This is a genomic window from Winogradskyella sp. 4-2091 (assembly GCF_045765065.1).
GTDB lineage: Bacteria > Bacteroidota > Bacteroidia > Flavobacteriales > Flavobacteriaceae > Winogradskyella.
Genome location: NZ_JBJKOD010000016.1, coordinates 17,637 through 37,712, shown reverse-complemented (window position 1 = coordinate 37,712; position 20,076 = coordinate 17,637). Strand labels below are relative to the sequence as shown.

The window sequence follows — 20,076 nt, the reverse complement described above, 5'->3', positions numbered from 1 at the left end:
CTTAAAAACATCACAATTTTATCGCGTTAAACTATGATTTTTTAAATGTCAATAGTTTTTGGCTATTGAAATATTGGATATTATCATATGATAAATTTAACTCATCGGACATTATTTTATATTTTTATCGAAGAAACACAGTAAAAAATATAAAATATGGAAAAATCATCCCACGATTCTGCTGATCCTATACATGCGGAAAATCAAGAAGCAAACCACCATAACGGTTCAGATATTAGTCAATGTCCTTTTATGCAAGGGGCAATTACAACTACTGAAAAGACGGTTACAGATTGGTGGCCAAATACATTAAATCTTGATATTTTACATCAGCACGATTCAAAAACGAATCCTTTAGGTGCAGATTTTGATTATCACGAAGAATTAAAAAAATTAGATGTAGATGCTCTTAAAAAGGATTTACATGAGTTTATGACCGATTCTCAAGATTGGTGGCCTGCAGATTGGGGACATTATGGAGGACTAATGATTAGAATGGCTTGGCACTCAGCAGGATCTTATAGATTAGCTGATGGACGTGGTGGTGGTGGAACAGGTAACCTGCGTTTTGCACCATTAAATTCTTGGCCAGATAATGTAAGTTTAGATAAAGCGAAACGTTTATTATGGCCTATTAAGAAAAAATATGGCAATAAAGTAAGTTGGGCTGATTTAATCATCTTAGCTGGTACAATCGCTTACGAAAGTATGGGACTAAAAACTTACGGTTTTGCTTTTGGTCGTCAAGATATTTGGCACCCAGAAAAGGATGTATATTGGGGCGCAGAAAAAGAATGGCTAGCGCCAAGTGATGAGCGTTATGGTAACGTTGATAAGCCAGATACTATGGAAAACCCTTTAGCTGCTGTGCAAATGGGATTAATCTATGTGAATCCAGAAGGTGTTAATGGTAAACAAGATCCATTAAAGACAGCTAAGCAAGTACGTGAAACCTTTAAACGTATGGCAATGAACGATGAAGAAACTGTTGCTTTAACAGCTGGTGGACATACAGTAGGTAAAACACATGGAAATGGCGATGCAAGTATTTTGGGACCAGATCCAGAAAGTGCTGATGTTGAAGCTCAAGGTATGGGTTGGGCAAATCCTACAAAATCTGGTAAAGGGAGATATACAGTAACGAGTGGTTTAGAAGGTGCTTGGACAACGCATCCGACAAAATGGGATAATGGCTTTTTTGAAATGTTATTTAACCATGAGTGGGAATCTAGAAAAAGTCCTGCAGGAGCAAATCAGTGGGAACCAGTAAGCATTAAAGAAGAGGATAAGCCTGTAGATGTTGAAGATTTAACAACTAAGCATAATCCAATGATGACAGATGCAGATATGGCCATGAAAATGGATCCTATTTATAGGGAGATTTCATTAAAATTCATGAATGATTTCGAATATTTCTCTGATACTTTTGCTCGTGCTTGGTTTAAGTTAACGCATCGTGATTTGGGACCAAAAGACCGTTGGTTTGGACCAGATGTACCTCAAGAAGATTTAATTTGGCAAGATCCTATTCCTAAAGGAAATTACAATTACGATGTAAATGCGGTAAAAGCAAAAATTGCCAGTACAGATTTAACAATTTCTGAGTTAGTGTCTACAGCTTGGGATAGTGCGAGAACGTATAGAGGATCAGATTTTAGAGGTGGATCTAATGGTGCGCGCATTCGACTAGAACCTCAAAATGCTTGGGAAGGAAACGAGCCTGCTCAATTACAAAACGTATTATCTATTTTAGAACCAATTGCTTCAGAATTTGGAATAAGTGTTGCAGATACTATCGTATTAGCTGGAAATGTTGGAGTAGAAAGAGCTATTAAAAATGCTGGATTGGACATCAATGTGCCTTTTGCACCAGGTAGAGGAGATGCTTCACAAGAGATGACAGATGTTGAGTCGTTTGAATCATTAGAACCTTTGGCAGATGGTTATAGAAATTACCAGAAAGAAGAGTACGTTGTGAGTCCAGAAGAAATGTTATTAGATAGAACGCAGTTACTCGGATTAACAGCAGCAGAAATGACAGTTTTAATAGGAGGAATGCGTGTAATGGGAACCAATTATGGTGGAACAAAACATGGTGTGTTTACTGAAAACGAAGGCGCTCTTACTAACGATTTCTTTGTGAATCTTACAGATATGATTTACGAATGGAAATCACTAGATAATGGTACTTACGAAATTAAAAACCGTCATACAGGCGAAGTTAAGTACACAGCTACACGTGTAGATTTAGTATTCGGATCTAATTCTATTCTTCGTGCGTATTCAGAATTTTATGCGCAAGATGATAGTAAAGAAAAGTTTGTAACAGATTTTGTTGCGGCTTGGACCAAAGTGATGAACGCTAATCGTTTTGATATATAAACTATTATAAACATTGATTTAAAAAGGAATGGACTAATGGACGTTCCTTTTTATTTTAAAAATTTTTGAAAATGAAAAAGGATACAGATGTTTTTTTTGAAGCGATAAGAGTAGGAGACATGGACCGGCTAAAAGCGTTGATGTGTATTAATCCTAATTTAGTTAATGAGAAAGATGCAAGAGGTTTTACGCCACTTATTTTAGCTACTTACTTTGATAATGAAGAAGCGACGAACATTCTTATTGAAAATAAGGCAGACATTAATGAAAAAGATGGTTCTGGTAATACTGCATTAATAGGTGTGAGTTTTAAAGGGAATATGGCTTTAGCAACAACGTTGTTGGCTAATGGTGCAGATGTAAATGCTGTAAATAATAATAAAACAACAGCATTGAATTTTGCTTCGCAGTACAACAAACCCGCTGTTGTAAAATTGTTATTAGATCATAATGCAGATACTACTGTTAAAGATGTTGAAGGAAAAACAGCACTCGATCATGCGGAATTAAAAGGGTTTACTGAAATTATAGCATTGTTAAAGTAAATACATAGGTACTATTTCCGTGATGTCCTTTTCTATTAAACCAATTTGATGCTCTTGTAATTTTATGAGTAGTTCTTCAGAAAAATAGGATGTGAATATTTCTCATGCTTCGTTCGGAGTGACAAATTCCTCTACAGTTGTACTTATTTTAAACCAAAAAGCCTCAAACAAATGTATGATTGAGGCTTTCTATGTTATTTGAAATGACTGTTCCAAAATAATAATAGCAACGGGTTTTATTGCTAACAAAAATTCTGAGCCTAGTGATCACTGACCTATATTATATATATATATAATATAATTTTAGTATGTTATATGGTTTGAATTATTCAAAAAGTTAGTAATAGATTGTTTTCTGTGTTGGGAATTGTATTTAAACTTTAAAAACAGGTTTATTCGCTCTTACATAACTCTTAAATTCATTATAGTCTATGTATTCAAATAAGTCACTTTCAGAACAATTATTATCTAATAAACTCTTGTTTTCCTTAAAAGAAGAAGCTTCATGAATATTATCATGCAATAATGGAATAAATTCTGATAATTTTTTCTCATTATAATTAAATACTTCGGGCAATTCGTCTTGGTTTAATCGCCATGAATTACCAAATGCGTACGTAAAGTTAACCGAACCTAAAACTTCAAAAAAGTAATCTTCTGGGAAAAAGAATTTAGCTATTAAATTACTACCAATCATAGCAGACCCATCATTATAATCTCCCAAAAGGCAATTGTGAACAGTTAAGTCTCCAAAGATAAAAAGCATTCCGCTAGTAACTACATTGTTTGCTGTTACATTACCAGTAACAAAGAGTAATTGCATTAGATCATCTGATATAGAAATACTGCCATCAATTATTAAATTTCCATGCACTATAAATACTCCTATTTCCAATTGTTCTAAACAATGTAAATTACTTAAATGTAAATCTCCATCATGAAAAACAATATCTTTTTTTGTATCTATAGCTTGTTTGGCTAAATGCATAAATATGCCACCTACATCTGTTATATTTATTGTTTTTTCATTCGTTTTTTTTGATAGGATTGGAATGATAGTTTCATTAATAAACTGCTTATCAAATTGCCCTCTCAAAAAACTTTTACCGTTTTCAAAAATGGTTTCAAAGATATTTGTAATTTCAGATTCTGAAATGTTTTCATCTTCTACTGAAATTAATTCTTTTTGTACGATAGTAGGATTTAAATGTATTCCATTCTTGTCATAGTAATCAAAACGAACTGGAGATCCAGCTTTCTTTACTGCTTTAAAAACTTTGTCTTCCGAATTTCCAAATGCAAATACTTCTGAAGTAGGTTCTGATGATTTTAAATAAACATCTTCTATTTGTACTCCATTTTCAAAAGTTCCGTATCTAGAAACTTCGCCATTTGGATGAAACCTTTTGAAACTTAGTATTTGTCCATTGTCATCAAAGAACGTATGGCAACACAGATGTCCATTTGGTGCTAGCCACCATTTCCATTCGCCAACATAATTGCCTTGTTCATTTTTTGCTCCAAGTTCCCATTCATTTTGTGATGGATTCCAAATGGCTTGTTGAGGAACTGTGATAGGTTTTTCTAGATTATTGTTCATCTTTATTTTATTTTACAAATCGGTTTTGTGTATAGTTATTTATGTGTTTTTAGTAACTAATTTAGTTAACTTTTAAGAACTTGTAAAAAAAACCACAGGAATTTTAAATCGTAAGCTCTTAGGATTTAATAAACTATATACGGCGTTGCAGCACGAGTATTTTTTATAGTTCATATTGCCATTCCTTTTTCTCTTTATCATATGTAATTATTAGACTTCTTACATAATTAACTGGAATATTTGATTTATTGTGGTGTTTTATTTCCCATTTTCGAATCTTCTCGACAAGTTCAATCGCGTCTTTTTCGAATTCAGGAATTGGTTTGTCAAACTTTGTTTTAAATTCAGTTGGAAGATTAAAGATTGAGTCAATTTTAAATTGATAGCCAAATCGATTTGAGACAGAAATAAGATTACCTCTTTTGTCGATATATAATTTTAGGATAGTAAAAGTGCGCTTATAATCTTTTATTTGTCCAGTTTTAAAATTGAATCGATATTAGAAATAGGTTTAGTAAAATTAAATTCAGTTTCGGATTGATAAATGTAATTTTCCAATTTAAACGAATTTCCATTATTTAATACGTTCTGTTCTTTTTCAGATATAGTTTTTCTATCCAATGGTTTTGAGTTGGAACAAAAGTATCCGAAAGTCAGTTTTTCTTTCCACAAGTCGGCATATACAAGCCAAAATTCCTCTTTATTAACACTCCAGTCGCACGAAGTCCATTCGCCAGTATATTTTCCTTCAGATTTAAAAGTGAATTCTATTGTTGCGGGATTATCCCCTTTTTTATAATGCTTTGAAATTTTAAATGTAACAGTGTAAGTCAAAGAATCATTCGCATAAATTTTAGAAATAACTTTTCCTTCAAAAACATACTCAGCAGATTCAAATTCAAGTATAGGCTTTGGTATACCACAACCACAAGCAAAAGTGATAGCTGAAATCAGAATAGTTAATATTGTCAGGATACGTTTTTTCATATTTGTGCCAACGCGTTTGTTTATGTTTAATTGCGTGATTAAGCACTAAAGTTAACAAATAAATCACAGATAGAAAGTCCACGAGGACTTTCGTAAGTACGCTATAACTAGCAATGAATTATACACGGTGTTGGCAATAGTATTTGTTTATTTATTTTGCTCATATTCAATCCAACTTTCTACAGCTCTAAAACTCATACTTTCTCCATAATATTTAAAGATACTGTATAAGCTAAGAATTCCTATAGGTGCAGCTATCATTATCTTAGTCATAGTCGAAGTAAAATAACCATAGTTTTCCAATATTCTATTCCCTCCAGCCAAAACAAAAAATGGTAAAATTAAATAAATAAAAACTCTAACATAATATTCGGTAATACTATAAAGTTTTGCATCCATTTCTCTATCAGTATTTTCTCTTCCTTGTGTTTTTAGTTCTACTGTTTCAATATTTCCATCTAAAATTGCTACATCAATATTCACTGGTGATATTGATTCATTTGTGTAAATGATTTCGGCCTTAAGTAATTTCTTTTTTTCAAGTCGACTTAATTCAATTTTAATGCCGTTCTTGTTACTTTTCCATTCTAGCTGAGTGTATTCGGATGAAGAAAATATTTTAGTTTTAAGTATTTCAATATCCTCTTCGAATGATATCTCTATTGGTTTTAAAAAATCTTCTTTTTTTAAAGAAGTATTTCCACTATTTTTCAAATAAATATCCAAGAGGAAAAGGTTTCCAACTTCTTTATTGTTCCATACTAATTTTAGTTCATCAGTCTTTAATGATGGGTTATTCTTAAATATGGAAAATGTTTGTCCATGATTTAGTTTTATAATTTTCTTAGTTTTATTCCTTTTACTTTCAAAAAAGGCATATAATAGACTTAAAAATGTTAAGACAAAACCAATTAGACCTATTGTTTTATCAAAATTCAAAGTGTTAAAATATTCTTCCATTTAATTTTCGATATTATTGCCAACGTTGTTGTATATGGTTTGTTGCGTGTTTCAAGCAACTAATTTAGTAAATAATTACCAACCAAGAAAGTCCGCGAGGACTTTCGTAAGTAAGCAAGAAGCCAGCAATAAATTATATACGGTGTTGGCAAATCGTTTTTATTCATTCTTTTATTTTTTCCCACTTTCCTTTTCTAAAATACATATTATGAAATTTTTTAGATTTAAATACTAAGTAAAAATTCCACCAACTTTTTCTGTAAGTAGTTGGATTTGTTTCAGTAATATGATGATTAGGTTCATTCATTTTTAGAACGAGTCTTTCAGAACTGTATGGTTTAACAGTCGATATTTTTCCTTTGTTGACAGAAATGATTTCTTCATTTTCCATTGTGTAAAGAAATATAGAATCATTTTCAGTTATTTCCATTCTAAAATGATTGTATTGCCAATCAGCTTGTTTTCCTTTGAAAAAGTTTCGATCAATTATATATTCTCCGTAATAATCTTCTTTTTCAAGAACACTTGTGTCAGGTAAAATACTCATAATTAAAGAAAGTCCAATAAGACATAATATTGGAATCCAAATGCAGCCAATAGCTTTAAAAAATCCTTCTTTTTTCGTGAATGCTCCTAATAAAAAAAGTATTAAAGTAATAGGAAGTATTATGAAAATCATTCCAAGATTAAATCCAAATCCCATTTAGTTTATTTTCGGTTTTTAATGTTTGCCAACTCCTTATATAATAACTTTTATTAACCATATCCCGTTAATAAACCAGAATATTAAACTATAAATAGTGATTAAAACGAAGTTAAATATTTTTATTAATATATCTATTTGTAAAGTTACATAAAGATTTCGAGATCAAAAGTTAAGCTAAAACTGTCTATTCTAAAAAAATAAATTACTATGAAACGAAATAACTAATACTTAATATATAATAGCTAAAAAATAAAAAACCACCTTGCTTTCACAAAGTGGTTTTATAAAGGATGTATATTAATTTCTATTTGTCAATAGAACCGAGAACACGCTGCATAAACTCATTTACGGCTTCTTTCTTAGGTTTACCATTTTGTATCATTTTGTTTACTTCAATGGCTCCATACATATTTGAAATTAGCTCACCAATAACATCTAATTCTTCATCTTTTAAAGAAGATACTTCTGTTAAGGCTTCTAATGTTTCAATAGTTTCAACAACAAAATCCTCATCGTTGTCTTCAATAAATTGTGTTAAATGTTTTATTACTGGTAATTTCATTGTGATATACATTTTTATCGTCTTCAGCCCAAACTAAAAGTCCTAGTTTTAAAATGCGCTCAGCCAGACAATTATTAATTAAGCAACTTCATTAACAAGATCTTTTAAAACATCAAACTTGTTAGTTTGTACTTGGTTTACAAATTCCCCGTTTTTAAAAGTGGCGAATGTTGGTAAATTATCAACAGTGGCAAGCTTTCTACTTTCCGGAAATTTCTCGGCATCAGCGATAACAAAAGTTATGTTTTCTAACTCAGAAGCTAGTTTCTTAACTTTTGGTTTCATTATACGACAGTTGCCACACCATGTTGCTGAATACTGTACTACAACTGTATCGTTATCCGCGATATAGCTCTGTAAGTTATCTTCGTTTAATTCTGTAACCATAATATATTAGTTTGCTTGTGCAGCTAAATACTCAGCTGTTGCTTTTGCATTAGCATTCATTGCTTCTTTTCCTTCTTCCCAGTTTGCAGGACAAACTTCACCTTTTTCTTGTACGTGCGTTAAAGCATCGATAATTCTAAGGTATTCGTTAACGTTTCTACCTAATGGCATGTTGTTAACGCTCTCGTGTTGTATAGTGCCTTCTTCATCAATGATGTAAGTTGCTCTATATGTTACGTTGTCACCTTCTACAGTTACTAAGCCTGTTTCTTCATCAAACGTTTCATTAAACGTATCTAAGATACCTAACGCTGAAGCTAAGTTACGGTTAGAGTCTGCTAAGATTGGGTATGTAACACCTTCAATTCCACCATTATCTTTTGCTGTGCTTAACCATGCAAAGTGAACTTCTGCAGTATCACAAGACGCACCAATTACAATTGTGTTTCTTTTTTCGAACTCACCTAAAGCAGCTTGAAAAGCGTGTAATTCTGTTGGACAAACAAAAGTGAAATCTTTTGGGTACCAGAATAAAACTACTTTTTTGTTGTTGTTTTTTGCTTCCTCTAAAACGTTCACTTTAAAAGTGTCGCCTAGATCATTCATTGCGTTTACGTTTAAATCTGGAAATTGTCTTCCTACTAATGCCATGTGTTTTATAATTTAATTGTTAATTAATTTCTAAGGCAAATTTAGTAAGGCGTTTTGTACTTTTTAATAGGAATTGATTATCATAAAGAATAGTGAAATAGCAAGTGTATATGGCAACAAAAAACAAGTCGTTTTATTGTCATTTTGATAATATCTGAAGCATTAATATATCAACTTGATAATTTATAAGGAAAAAGCCTGAGTGGGTCGCTATTATTTTTTTGTTAACATTTTTATTTTAATTCTTAATGCTGCAAAAAGTAAAGTTGTAAATGGACTTAGCCAATTAAATATGGCATACATAAAGTATTCGCCAACGCCAACGCCTAACACACCACTTTGGTAGGCACCACATGTATTCCAAGGGATAAGAACGGAAGTTACTGTACCAGAGTCTTCAAGTGTTCTAGATAAGTTTTCGGGAGCAAGATTTTTATCTTCATAAGCTTGTTTAAACATTTTTCCTGGAATCACTATGGCCAAATATTGATCGGAAGCAATGACGTTTAATCCTAAACAACTTAGCACAGTGCTTGTAAATAATCCAAAAATAGTAGTCGCAACAGAGAGTAGTGCTTTGGTTATTCGAGATAATGCTCCAATACCATCCATAATTCCACCAAAAACCATCGCACAAATAATAAGATAGATGGTCCATAGCATGCCATTCATTCCACCAGAACCAAACAATTGTTTTAACTTATCTATAGTTAAAAGTCTACTAAGACTATCAGTTTTTGTTGCAAGAGTGCTTTTATCGTAATTAGATGGCGTAAAGACTTGTTCTAATTCTAAATTTGAAAAGTTTTTTTCAATGCCTCCATCTGTAAAGAGCGTTTCTAGATGTGGATTGTTATTAATGGCTTCTATATCTTCAGAATTTAATGTTGCCATATATGAAGAATCGTCAATAGGAATATTAGTATCCGTTAAAATAGAATTAACAATGGTTGTAGATTTAGAACTTGATACACTCTCTAAAACGTTTGGCTGAAAAATAAGGGCAAAAATAATTGCTAATACAACGCCTGAGCCTAATGCAATTAAAGGTTTCGTTTTTAATAAAATTAAAGCTACTACAACGACAGGGACTAAAAATAACCATGGTGTAATATTAAAAGTAGCATCAATCGTTTCTAGTATTTGAGATATATCTGTATTTCCTGAGGTGTCTATTGATGCACTGATTATTCCAAAAACAACTAAAGTGACTAAAATTGTGGGTACAGTTGTTATCGTCATGTACTTTATATGCGAAAACAAATCGGTTCCTGCCATTGCTGGTGCCAAATTGGTAGTGTCACTTAAAGGCGACATTTTATCACCAAAGTAAGCGCCAGATATTACAGCACCTGCAATCATTCCTGGGTTTATACCTAATGCTGTACCAATGCCAACTAAAGCAATACCAACAGTTGCAGAAGTGGTCCATGAACTACCTGTAGCAATAGAAATTACAGCTGCAATAATTACCGAAGCAGGTAAAAATATTTCTGGACTTAATACTTGTAAACCATAATAAACCATAGCTGGTATTACGCCACTGACCAACCATGTGCCAGCCAATGCGCCAACTAAAAACAGTATAATTATAGGCACAAATACACTTTTTAAATTTTCCCAAACCTCTTTAAGCATGGTGTTAAGTGAGGTTTTATTAAAAAAACCAACAACGGCTGCTACTGCACCTCCTAATAGTAAAATTATTTGATTAGTATAAGCACCAAACCATTCACTACCTTCAACAAAAAAGATATTGTAGGCGAGCATACCCATTAATATAACAACAGGAATTAAGGCTTCAAAAAGATTAAGTTCTTTATTATCAATAATTTGTTGGTCTTCGATGTCAATTTTAGATGAATCGTGGTCTTTCATTTTAGTTGCGTTTGGTCTTGTAATGTTACGATTTTGTTAAGTCAATTGCAAATAGATTCCTTAGTAGAGCGAAAGAATAAAAAAATGGTTAGATCCTTTTTTGTGAAAAAGAACCCAACCATTTATACCTAAAGTCTCGTGATTTCTTTATAAAATACCCAGTTCTTTCATGCAAGTTTTCATATTATTATAAGTGCGTTCAATGTCAGCATCTAAACCAATTGAAAAACGAATTAACCCATCGCTTAGTCCCATTTCTTTTTGTTCATCTTCAGGTATTTCAGAAGATGTAGAGCTTCCTGGTGCACTAAAAAGGGTTTTATAAAAACCTAAGCTAACAGCAAGATAACCTAAGTTTCTTTCTTGCATTAATTCCATAAGTGCATTGGCTTTATCTAAAGAGCCAACATCAATGGTTAACATGCCTCCAAAACCGTATTTTTCATTCATCATGGATTTAAATAATTCATGAGATGGATGAGATGCTAAACCTGGATACACTGTTTTTAAACCGTCGTTTTCAAATTTTTCAGCCAAAAAGGTCGCGTTGTGGCTATGTTGCATCATTCTAATGTGCAGTGTTCTTAGGTTTTTTAGAACAGATGCAGAACGTAAACTATCCATTGTAGAGCCTAGTAACATTGCAGCACCACTGTTAACGTTTCTAAGATCGTCAATTAACTCTTGCGTTCCACAAACAACACCTCCAACAGTATCTGAAGAACCATTAATAAATTTAGTTAAACTATGGGCAACGACATCAGCACCTAATTTTATAGGAGAAATCGATAGTGGAGAAAACGTATTATCTACTACAAGTTTTAAATTGTGTTTTTTTGCTATTGCCGCTAAACCTTTGATATCTGCTACTTCTAAAAGCGGATTACTAACAGACTCACAATACAAAACTTTTGTGTTTGGCGTAATTGCCGCTTCAACAACATCTAATTTCGTTATATCTACAAACGTGGTATTTATACCCAAACGTGGTGTAAAATTTTTAAGAAATGCATACGTACCACCATAAATAGTTCTACTGCTTACTATATGATCACCAGAACCACAGAGTTGAAGCAAAACTGGTGTTATTGCTCCCATACCAGAAGCTGTAACTGTTGCGGTTTCTGTACCTTCCATAGCTGCTAAAGCTTCACCTAAATATAAATTAGAAGGTGATGAATGACGTGAGTATAAATAACAACCATCAGCATTGCCTTCAAAAGTATCGAACATGGTTTTTGCTGATAAAAAGGTGTAAGTAGATGAGTCTGAAATAGAAGGGTTTACGCCTCCGAATTCTCCGAAGTATTGTAAATCTTGAATATTGTTTGCAGGTTTATAAGCCATAATTTTTTGATTTGTTTAAGTTCATCAAATCTCGATAAAAAAAGAACAATAATCAACTGATAGATGTAAACTTAGAAAATATATCAGCTAAATGTTTTAATTATAGTTTTAAAATCATTATTTTTATATTGAATATGATTTATTCCGAAAAATTGCAAGTATGATATTTGATGAAACCGATAGGAAGCTCCTTCATTTGCTTCAAACTGATAGTAAACAAACGAACAAAGCTTTGTCTACGCAGTTAAACTTATCTGTAACTGCTGTTTATGAACGTATAAAAAAACTCGAAAAAAGCGGCATTGTTAAGCAATACGTTGCTTTAGTCGATAAGAATAAGGTTCAGAAGGATTTTGTAGCATTTTGCCATGTTAAATTGGTGCAACATTCTCAAGATTATGTGGTTAAATTTGAACGTGAAGTTAATCAGTTACACGAAGTGTTAGAGTGTTATCATCTTAGTGGTGATTATGATTATTTGTTAAAGGTTTTAGTTAAAGACATGAAAGCTTTTAGGGAATTTATGGTTGAAAAACTTACCAAAATAGATCATATAGGTAGTACACACAGTATGTTTATGATTAACGAAGTAAAACATACAACGGCAATTTCTTTAAATTGATTATATTAGGGTATGAGAACAGCGCACATAAAGGACTTATATAAGTTTATATTTAAATCTTACGACAAGCCATATCTACAAGAACATATCAATAAGATTATGGAATTAGATTCTTTTCTTCCTTATAGTTCAACTTTTTTTTGTGTTACTAATACTCAAGAGTTGTCTTTTGAATATATCAGTAAAAATTATAAAGCTTGTTTAGGTCTTGATCCTAATGAATTAAAAACAAAAGGCATGCGTTATTTTTGGAGTAGAATTCATCCAGATGATGTAGATGCGTGGTTAGAAGCCTTAAATGGTTTAATGGAATATACACTTAGTGAAATTCCTGAAAACAAAAGAAAAGATGCTAATTACACATGGAATTTTAGAATTAAAAATGCAGATGGTGTCTATGTTAATATAGTACAAAACACAACACCTTTAGTCTTTGATTCTACCGAAAAACCAATTATTGGTTTAGCACATTACACGGTTTTAAGTCCTAATATTAAAATGGAAATTACGGCTTCTGCAAAATTGTTAAATGATAAACAAGAGTATGAAACCATATATTTTAATAATTTTTCTCAAAAATTACTCAGTGAAGGCATAAGCAATAGAGAACGCGATATTATTAGGCTCTTAGTTTTAAACCATACAAGTAAAGAAATTTCTGAAAAGCTAAACATAAGCTCACACACAGTAGATACACACCGAAGAAATATATTAAAAAAGCTAAATGTATCCTCTACTGGTGAGCTTGTAGGTATGCTGAAAACAAAACAACATTGGTTATAAGTATATAAAATACTCAAATTGAGTATTGTTGAATACTAAATGTTTATTGATATTTGACATGCTATTAGCAACTTAGGGAAAATATGTCCATACTTAGAGTTTAATTGATAAACTTTGGGTTTGGACTTTTTTTATGCCATAATTTTAAAAATTTTTAATTCAAAATAATTATAAAGCAACCATTCTTAATATTTTTACGTCTATCTAAATAGAACCATCTGTATAATGGTAAAATTTATAAATATAAAATTTAGAATATGATCAAAAAAATACTACTCACGTTTAGCGTTATAGTTCTATTGGCATCTTGCGGAAGTGTTGAAAAACACAATTTACAAGTCACAAAATTACATTCTGTTGCAGATTTACGAGAGGACGTAGATAAATTATATACCCAACTAAAGCGCAACCATCCACACTTATATGAATTTACATCTAAAGACGTTTTAGATTTTAAGTTCGATAGCTTAAAAAGTGCTATTCAGAACCCAATGGATAGTCGTGCGTTTTACAAGCAGTTGTCACAAGTCACTAAATATGTAGGTCAAGGTCATATGTCTGTTTCGCCACCAGGTAAACAGTTTAAAAGAAAAGAGCGAAAGGCTCTTTATAAAATGAAGTTTGATATCAATAATTTGGATTTTGAATATTTAGAAGACAAACTTTTTATTGCAAATGCAAGAGGGAAAGATAGTGTTTTAATCAATGCGCAAGTGTTAGAGGTTGAAGGCGAAAAAACGCAAGATTTACTCGATAAATTCAAAAAACGAATAGCTTCAGATGGATATAATACAACATTTCATCAACGCGTATCGGGAAACCGTTTTTTATCTTACTATGTATATGATAAAGGACGTTTTGATAGTATCAGTTTTACATTAAAGAATTCAGATTCAACTTTTGTGAAACAGTACAAACGTGTTCTTAGAAAAGATTCAACCACTGCAAAAAAAGATTCTATTAAAGTAGATTCTCTTAAGTTGAAGAAAAAGATAAAATTAACGAAAGAAGAACGAAAAGCTAAAAAATTAGAAAGCAAGGCAAAACGAAAATATAATCGTGATCATGGTTATAATTACTTAAGAAAAGAATACACACGTAACTTAAATTTTGTAGGTAAAGATAGTACTGTTGCATTGCTGAAAATAAGAGGATTCTCTAGAAATAAGTATGAAGATTTTTATGACCAAACCTTCAAAACATTAGACTCACTTAAAACGGATGCACTAATTATTGATCTAAGAAATAATTTTGGTGGTAGATTAAAGGAAATTACCTATTTGTATGGTTATTTAACAGACAATAATTATACAATGATAAATACTAGTGAGGTAAATACTAAATTTCCGATACTAAAAAGTTTAATGAGTAATACAACACCAAATGGACTAAAAGTATTAGGAGGAGTTTTGACGCCAGTTTTTGCAACGATTGATATCTTAAAGGTAAAGAAAACAGATGGAAAATTATATTACAGGTTTAATTCGGCAAAAGAAAAAGAAGCACAACCATTAAACTTTAAAGGAAAAATTTATGTCCTCATTAATGGAAACTCGTTTTCTGCGTCATCATTGATATCTACACAATTGCAAGGTAGTAAACGCGCCACTTTTGTAGGAGAAGAAACAGGAGGAGCTTATAACGGAACAGTGGCAGGGTTTTACAAGTTATATGAACTGCCTAATACCAAAGTTAAAGCGAGAATTGGCTTAGCATTTATAGATGCGCCATACAAAACAACACCAGAAGGTTATGGTGTAAAACCAGATATTGAAATTATTCCAACATATCAAGATCGTTTAAATAATATTGACCCTGAATTAGAGTGGGTTTTAAAGGATATAGAGGAAAAAAAGTAATTCATTTACTTTTCTAATAATTAGATTTAAAGTTCGTAAATTATAATCTAAGTCGTATTTTTGTTTGTATATAAATAATTACACAAAAAACAAACTCATGAAATCATACGACGTAGCAGTAATAGGTTCTGGACCTGGAGGATATGTAGCAGCAATTCGTTGCGCACAATTAGGCATGAAAACAGCCATTATTGAAAAATATTCTACTCTTGGAGGAACTTGCTTAAACGTAGGTTGTATTCCTAGTAAAGCCTTATTGAGTTCTTCTCATCATTATGAAGAAGCAACTAAACATTTTAGCGAACATGGCATCGAAATTCCTGGCGACATCAAAGTTAATTTAGAAAAAATGATAGGTCGTAAGCAGGCTGTTGTAGATCAAACTACAGGAGGTATTGATTTCTTAATGAAGAAAAATAACATCGATGTTTTTGAAGGTTTAGGATCTTTTAAAGATGCAACGCATATTACAATAGAAGGTAAAGATGCTCAAGAAATTGAAGCTAAAAAAATCATTATAGCCACAGGGTCTAAGCCATCAACTTTACCATTTATTACCTTAGATAAAGAACGAATTATTACATCTACAGAAGCTTTAAAACTTAAAGAAATTCCAAAACATATGATTATCATTGGAGGAGGAGTTATTGGTTTAGAGCTTGGGCAAGTGTATCGTCGTCTAGGAGCAGAGGTTACTGTTATAGAATACATGGACAGAATCTTACCTACAATGGACGCTGGTTTATCAAAAGAATTAAACAAAGTATTTAAGAAAGCAAAATGTAAAATGATGTTGTCTCATAAAGTTCAATCTGTTGAGCGTAATGGCGATGAAGTTATTGTAAAGGCTGAAAATAAAAAAGGAGAACTCGTTGAGTTTAAAGGCGATTATTGTTTAGTTTCTGTTGGTAGACGTCCTTATACAGATGGTTTAAATCTTGAAGCTGCAGGTGTAAAAATGACAGATAGAGGACAAGTAGAAGTCAATGAGCACTTACAGACTAACGTGTCTAATATCTATGGAATTGGTGATGTTGTAAAAGGAGCGATGTTAGCGCATAAAGCTGAAGAAGAAGGTGTTTTTGTAGCCGAAACAATTGCAGGACAAAAACCACATATTGATTATAATTTAATTCCTGGTGTCGTTTACACGTGGCCAGAAGTAGCTGCTGTTGGGAAAACAGAAGAAGAATTAAAAGCAGATAATGTAGCTTATAAAGTGGGACAATTTCCTTTTAAAGCCTTAGGAAGAGCAAGAGCAAGTGGAGATACAGACGGTTTTGTGAAAATCTTAGCTGATAAAACCACAGATGAAGTTTTAGGTGTACATATGATTGGCGCACGTTGCGCGGATTTAATTGCAGAAGCTGTAACAGCTATGGAATTTAGAGCATCTGCAGAAGATATTTCTCGTATGTCTCACGCACATCCAACATTTGCTGAAGCTATTAAGGAAGCCGCATTAGCCGCAACAGACGACAGAGCTTTACACGTTTAGATTTTAAATATGATAATAGAACCAAAAACAAGAGGATTTATATGTTTAACATCTCATCCAAAAGGTTGTGAGCAAAATGTATTAAATCAGATTGAATATATAAAATCAAAACCGACCCAAAATGGTCCTAAAAATGTGCTAGTTATAGGTGCATCTACAGGTTTTGGTTTGGCATCGAGAATAACAAGTGCTTACGGATCTAATGCATCAACAATTGGTGTGTTTTTTGAAAAGCCGCCATCAGAAGGTCGTCCGGCTTCACCAGGTTGGTACAATAGTGCTGCTTTTGAAACTCAGGCTCACAAAGATGGTTTGTATGCTAAAAGTATCAATGGTGATGCATTTTCTCATGAAGTAAAATCACAAACCGTAAATTTAATTAAAAACGATTTAGGGAAAATTGATATGTTAATCTATAGTTTGGCTTCTCCAGTGCGAACGCATCCAGATTCTGGAAAGCGTTATAAATCGGTTTTGAAACCCATAGGTGATACATTTACAAATAATACGGTAGATTTTCACTCAGGTATTGTGAAAGAAATTTCTATTGAGCCATGTTCTGGAGATGATATTGATAATACAATAGCTGTAATGGGAGGCGAAGATTGGCAAATGTGGATTGATTTGTTAAAGTCAGAAAACGTATTGTCAGAAGATTTTAAAACCGTAGCCTATTCTTATATTGGCCCTTCCTTAACGGAAGCTGTTTATAGAAAAGGTACCATTGGTAGAGCAAAAGATCATTTAGAAGCTACTGCATTTAAAATTACAGAAGCTTTAAAAGATATTAATGGTAAAGGCTACGTTTCAGTAAACAAAGCGTTAGTAACGCAAGCGAGTTCTGCTATTCCTGTAATTCCGTTATATATTTCATTACTATATAAAGTGATGAAAGAAGAAGGTGTACATGAAGGTTGTATAGAGCAAATTGAAAGATTATTCAACGAACGCTTATATGCTGAAGATTTACAATTAGATGACGCAGGAAGAATACGTATTGACGATTGGGAAATGCGAGATGACATTCAAGCTAAAGTGTTAGAACTTTGGAAACAAGCTACAACAGAAACATTGCCAAATATTGGTGATTTAGAAGGTTATAAAACGGATTTTTTCAACCTTTTTGGTTTTAATGTTGAAGGTATAGATTACGATAAAGACGTAAATGAAATGGTTGCAGTACCTGGATTGCAAGAGTAATCCATAATAATATTCACAAAAGCGAACCGCATTACTTCATTAATTTAAAGTTGGGTTCGCTTTTTTTATTTTTCAATTTTTAAAATTACTAGCTTGTTCAAAATATTAAATGCCATATTTCCAATTTATTTTTGGCTTATCTTATTAATAGGAATTGTAGTTTTCGTTAATAATGTTAATGTAGAAATTGCATACTTATTACTTAACCTTGTTGCTTTTTTATTTTCAATAAAAGTAGGAGTTGTAATCCATGAGTTTGGCCATTTAATATTCGGTAAATTAGCAGGTGGCAATCCTAAACGTATTGTACTAGGTAAAAGTCATGAAGTAAAACGGTTTACTGTTTTTAATATTAAAATTATATTGAATAAGGATTTTAATGGCGGATTTGCTTTTGTTGAATTTCCTCCAGAAAAAAACACTAAGATCAATCAGTTTTTGCTGAGCTCAGGAGGCTGCTTAACCAATTTGATTGTTGCTGGATTATTATTGTTGTGCATAGACTTTAGTTTTTCTTTTCTTTCTAGTGATAATGGATTTCAGTTTACATCAGCATTTATATTTGCCAATTCTCTAATTGCTATAATTAGTTTAATTCCTTATCATGTTGAATACCAAGGTGTAAAAGTGCCTACAGATGGTTTAACTTTATTAAGGTTGCCATTTAAAAAAAATAATGCGAGTAATGTTGACTTTAATGCCTTTTTTGAAGCCCAAGAAAAGTTTGAAGAAAAAGAATTTGATGCGGCAATTCAACTTTATAAAAAATATATAAATATTGAAGAGACTAAGGTATTAGCTCATTACAATACAGGAATAATGTATTCTAAGAAAGGAGATATTGATGAAGGGATGTCATGGCTAGAGTCTTGTTTAAATCTAGTTGATAAAGAAAAAGATAAAATGATGTTTGCCCACATTAATAATGGATTGGCTTGGTTAAAATTGGTAAAAGGGGATACAAGTCAGATTGATATTTTGTCTAAAACAGCCTATTCAATTAAGCCTAGTTTTTACTATTTTAAAGGGACAAGAGGTGCTGTTCTTATTGAATTAGGTAAAACAGAAGCCGGAATTAAAATGTTAACTCCTTTAGTTGATTTTAAATATCCCAACAGCCAAACCGTAACTGACGCTATTTTTTTATATTATGGACATACCGTTCTAAATTCAAATAAAAAGGCTCAAAAATTTTTCAATTTTGTCAGCAACAATTTAGATAGATTAGGTGCAGATGAATTGCTAGTATGGAAAAGGATTCAAAATAAACTAAAAACCACAGAAGGATTATAATTCTTGAATTAAATCTTCAATTCGCATGCGTTTACTGTAATCATATTCATTAACATCTTTTACAAAACAATATGCGCTTATTTCGCCAGATTTGACTTTCTCAGCTAATTCTTCAACTTTAAATGGCCCAAATTCTTTAGATTGTTCAATGTAATAGAATTCGTGATCATAGATAATAGAACTTACTTTTTTCTTATATTTTTCCTTTAAGAATGTCTGTATATCTTCAACAGAATTTAATTCGTCATCGTAATTTGTAGAATTAATATACATAGCAAACTCTTCTTTTTCTTGGTTATTAAGAACCAAAATATCATCGTCCTTAAAATAAGCTTCTACTGTAATTAAACCATCTTCAGTTTCAATCGTAAAATTATTTAGAATATTTAAAGTCCAAGAGGTTTTTATGACATCGTCTTTTCTTGAGATTTCAAGAATATTATCTTCCTTAAATGTGTAAATAGATTTCTTCTTAGAAATTCCATTAACTAAAACCCATTGCTGATTTATAAAATAAGTATCGTGATGACGCTCATAATTAAACGGTTTTAAATTTGGTATTGTTTCGTGAAGGTATTTGTTCATTAATAGGTTATTCAATCAATAGCATTTGCTATAATAACGTTAGGTTTAGGACTTTAATTATCTAAAGTTAATAATTTTATTATTGTTTTAAAACTTCTCAGCAATAACTTCGATTAATGGTAAATCTTTTGTTATCAATTGTATTAACTTAATTAATCATTAAATGCCTGCAGCTTTAAAGTTACTTGCGGTAATTTATTTAAATTACCTTCTAGGGAAAGTAATGATAGG

Annotated in this window: 18 protein-coding genes; 8 read left to right on the top strand and 10 right to left on the bottom strand. The window is 31.8% G+C overall.

The genetic code is table 11. The annotated features are described in order from the left end of the window. Window positions 1-156 precede the first annotated feature (156 nt). Entirely contained in the window at window positions 157-2,382 is a 2,226-nt protein-coding gene (gene katG / locus ACJBCC_RS15695) for a catalase/peroxidase HPI (RefSeq protein WP_407557723.1), read from the top strand. A gap of 71 nt (window positions 2,383-2,453) precedes the next feature. Continuing rightward, complete coding sequence (locus tag ACJBCC_RS15690; RefSeq protein ID WP_407557722.1) at window positions 2,454-2,927, top strand: ankyrin repeat domain-containing protein; 474 nt, start codon at window positions 2,454-2,456, stop codon at window positions 2,925-2,927. Between the two features lie 373 nt (window positions 2,928-3,300). Here the strand turns inward: ACJBCC_RS15690 and ACJBCC_RS15685 are convergent, their stop codons facing one another. The 9 genes from ACJBCC_RS15685 to ACJBCC_RS15645 form a co-directional block, all read right to left on the bottom strand. Next, window positions 3,301-4,527 (bottom strand): hypothetical protein, encoded by a 1,227-nt coding sequence (locus ACJBCC_RS15685; RefSeq protein WP_407557721.1) that lies wholly within the window; start codon window positions 4,525-4,527, stop codon window positions 3,301-3,303. 468 nt (window positions 4,528-4,995) lie between these two features. Then, on the bottom strand, window positions 4,996-5,514 hold the full coding sequence (locus ACJBCC_RS15680) for a hypothetical protein (protein WP_407557720.1): 519 nt from the start codon (window positions 5,512-5,514) through the stop codon (window positions 4,996-4,998). A gap of 147 nt (window positions 5,515-5,661) precedes the next feature. Then, entirely contained in the window at window positions 5,662-6,474 is an 813-nt protein-coding gene (locus ACJBCC_RS15675; protein ID WP_407557719.1) for a hypothetical protein, read from the bottom strand. A gap of 163 nt (window positions 6,475-6,637) precedes the next feature. Then, on the bottom strand, window positions 6,638-7,021 hold the full coding sequence (locus tag ACJBCC_RS15670) for a hypothetical protein (protein WP_407557718.1): 384 nt from the start codon (window positions 7,019-7,021) through the stop codon (window positions 6,638-6,640). 463 nt (window positions 7,022-7,484) lie between these two features. Beyond that, a complete protein-coding gene (locus ACJBCC_RS15665; protein ID WP_407557717.1) occupies window positions 7,485-7,742 on the bottom strand; it encodes a DUF6952 family protein in 258 nt (85 codons plus the stop codon). A gap of 78 nt (window positions 7,743-7,820) precedes the next feature. Beyond that, on the bottom strand, window positions 7,821-8,129 hold the full coding sequence (locus tag ACJBCC_RS15660; RefSeq protein ID WP_299103446.1) for a co-chaperone YbbN: 309 nt from the start codon (window positions 8,127-8,129) through the stop codon (window positions 7,821-7,823). Between the two features lie 6 nt (window positions 8,130-8,135). Beyond that, window positions 8,136-8,780: a peroxiredoxin gene (locus ACJBCC_RS15655; RefSeq protein WP_299103447.1), complete on the bottom strand. Its 645-nt coding sequence runs from the start codon at window positions 8,778-8,780 to the stop codon at window positions 8,136-8,138. Between the two features lie 213 nt (window positions 8,781-8,993). Then, window positions 8,994-10,658, bottom strand: a complete 1,665-nt coding sequence (locus ACJBCC_RS15650; protein ID WP_407557716.1) for a Na+/H+ antiporter NhaC family protein — start codon at window positions 10,656-10,658, stop codon at window positions 8,994-8,996. Between the two features lie 147 nt (window positions 10,659-10,805). Continuing rightward, window positions 10,806-12,005: an aminotransferase class I/II-fold pyridoxal phosphate-dependent enzyme gene (locus ACJBCC_RS15645; RefSeq protein ID WP_407557715.1), complete on the bottom strand. Its 1,200-nt coding sequence runs from the start codon at window positions 12,003-12,005 to the stop codon at window positions 10,806-10,808. Window positions 12,006-12,165: 160 nt separating this feature from the next. On the opposite strand from ACJBCC_RS15645, the gene ACJBCC_RS15640 reads away from it, so the two are divergent. The 6 genes from ACJBCC_RS15640 to ACJBCC_RS15615 all read left to right on the top strand — a co-directional run bounded on the left by ACJBCC_RS15640 (window position 12,166) and on the right by ACJBCC_RS15615 (window position 19,260). Continuing rightward, the gene (locus ACJBCC_RS15640; RefSeq protein ID WP_407557714.1) at window positions 12,166-12,627 is read left to right on the top strand and encodes an Lrp/AsnC family transcriptional regulator; all 462 of its coding nucleotides are present in this window, start codon (window positions 12,166-12,168) and stop codon (window positions 12,625-12,627) included. A gap of 12 nt (window positions 12,628-12,639) precedes the next feature. Further along, window positions 12,640-13,410 (top strand): LuxR C-terminal-related transcriptional regulator, encoded by a 771-nt coding sequence (locus ACJBCC_RS15635; protein ID WP_407557713.1) that lies wholly within the window; start codon window positions 12,640-12,642, stop codon window positions 13,408-13,410. 257 nt (window positions 13,411-13,667) lie between these two features. After that, window positions 13,668-15,269, top strand: a complete 1,602-nt coding sequence (locus ACJBCC_RS15630) for a S41 family peptidase (RefSeq protein ID WP_407557712.1) — start codon at window positions 13,668-13,670, stop codon at window positions 15,267-15,269. A 97-nt stretch (window positions 15,270-15,366) separates the two neighbouring features. Beyond that, window positions 15,367-16,767 (top strand): dihydrolipoyl dehydrogenase, encoded by a 1,401-nt coding sequence (lpdA, locus tag ACJBCC_RS15625; RefSeq protein ID WP_407557711.1) that lies wholly within the window; start codon window positions 15,367-15,369, stop codon window positions 16,765-16,767. A gap of 9 nt (window positions 16,768-16,776) precedes the next feature. Beyond that, window positions 16,777-17,967 carry an enoyl-ACP reductase FabV gene (gene fabV / locus ACJBCC_RS15620; RefSeq protein ID WP_407557710.1) on the top strand — a complete coding sequence of 397 codons (1,191 nt, stop codon included), beginning with the start codon at window positions 16,777-16,779 and terminating at the stop codon, window positions 17,965-17,967. A gap of 93 nt (window positions 17,968-18,060) precedes the next feature. Next, entirely contained in the window at window positions 18,061-19,260 is a 1,200-nt protein-coding gene (locus ACJBCC_RS15615) for a site-2 protease family protein (RefSeq protein WP_407557709.1), read from the top strand. On the opposite strand, the gene ACJBCC_RS15610 is transcribed toward ACJBCC_RS15615, so the two are convergent. Further along, on the bottom strand, window positions 19,255-19,845 hold the full coding sequence (locus ACJBCC_RS15610) for a hypothetical protein (RefSeq protein ID WP_407557708.1): 591 nt from the start codon (window positions 19,843-19,845) through the stop codon (window positions 19,255-19,257). The genes ACJBCC_RS15615 and ACJBCC_RS15610 overlap by 6 nt on opposite strands. Window positions 19,846-20,076 lie beyond the last annotated feature (231 nt).

Bases quoted from the DNA above. Each gene is read 5' to 3' on its own strand.
- ACJBCC_RS15630 (WP_407557712.1), top strand. From the start codon at position 13,668: ATGATCAAAAAAATACTACTCACGTTTAGCGTTATAGTTCTATTGGCA.
- ACJBCC_RS15690 (WP_407557722.1), top strand. From the start codon at position 2,454: ATGAAAAAGGATACAGATGTTTTTTTTGAAGCGATAAGAGTAGGAGAC.
- lpdA (WP_407557711.1), top strand. From the start codon at position 15,367: ATGAAATCATACGACGTAGCAGTAATAGGTTCTGGACCTGGAGGATAT.
- ACJBCC_RS15640 (WP_407557714.1), top strand. From the start codon at position 12,166: ATGATATTTGATGAAACCGATAGGAAGCTCCTTCATTTGCTTCAAACT.
- fabV (WP_407557710.1), top strand. From the start codon at position 16,777: ATGATAATAGAACCAAAAACAAGAGGATTTATATGTTTAACATCTCAT.
- ACJBCC_RS15655 (WP_299103447.1), bottom strand. From the start codon at position 8,780: ATGGCATTAGTAGGAAGACAATTTCCAGATTTAAACGTAAACGCAATG.
- ACJBCC_RS15635 (WP_407557713.1), top strand. From the start codon at position 12,640: ATGAGAACAGCGCACATAAAGGACTTATATAAGTTTATATTTAAATCT.
- ACJBCC_RS15675 (WP_407557719.1), bottom strand. From the start codon at position 6,474: ATGGAAGAATATTTTAACACTTTGAATTTTGATAAAACAATAGGTCTA.
- ACJBCC_RS15660 (WP_299103446.1), bottom strand. From the start codon at position 8,129: ATGGTTACAGAATTAAACGAAGATAACTTACAGAGCTATATCGCGGAT.
- ACJBCC_RS15645 (WP_407557715.1), bottom strand. From the start codon at position 12,005: ATGGCTTATAAACCTGCAAACAATATTCAAGATTTACAATACTTCGGA.
- ACJBCC_RS15680 (WP_407557720.1), bottom strand. From the start codon at position 5,514: ATGAAAAAACGTATCCTGACAATATTAACTATTCTGATTTCAGCTATC.
- katG (WP_407557723.1), top strand. From the start codon at position 157: ATGGAAAAATCATCCCACGATTCTGCTGATCCTATACATGCGGAAAAT.
- ACJBCC_RS15665 (WP_407557717.1), bottom strand. From the start codon at position 7,742: ATGAAATTACCAGTAATAAAACATTTAACACAATTTATTGAAGACAAC.
- ACJBCC_RS15650 (WP_407557716.1), bottom strand. From the start codon at position 10,658: ATGAAAGACCACGATTCATCTAAAATTGACATCGAAGACCAACAAATT.
- ACJBCC_RS15610 (WP_407557708.1), bottom strand. From the start codon at position 19,845: ATGAACAAATACCTTCACGAAACAATACCAAATTTAAAACCGTTTAAT.
- ACJBCC_RS15685 (WP_407557721.1), bottom strand. From the start codon at position 4,527: ATGAACAATAATCTAGAAAAACCTATCACAGTTCCTCAACAAGCCATT.
- ACJBCC_RS15670 (WP_407557718.1), bottom strand. From the start codon at position 7,021: ATGAGTATTTTACCTGACACAAGTGTTCTTGAAAAAGAAGATTATTAC.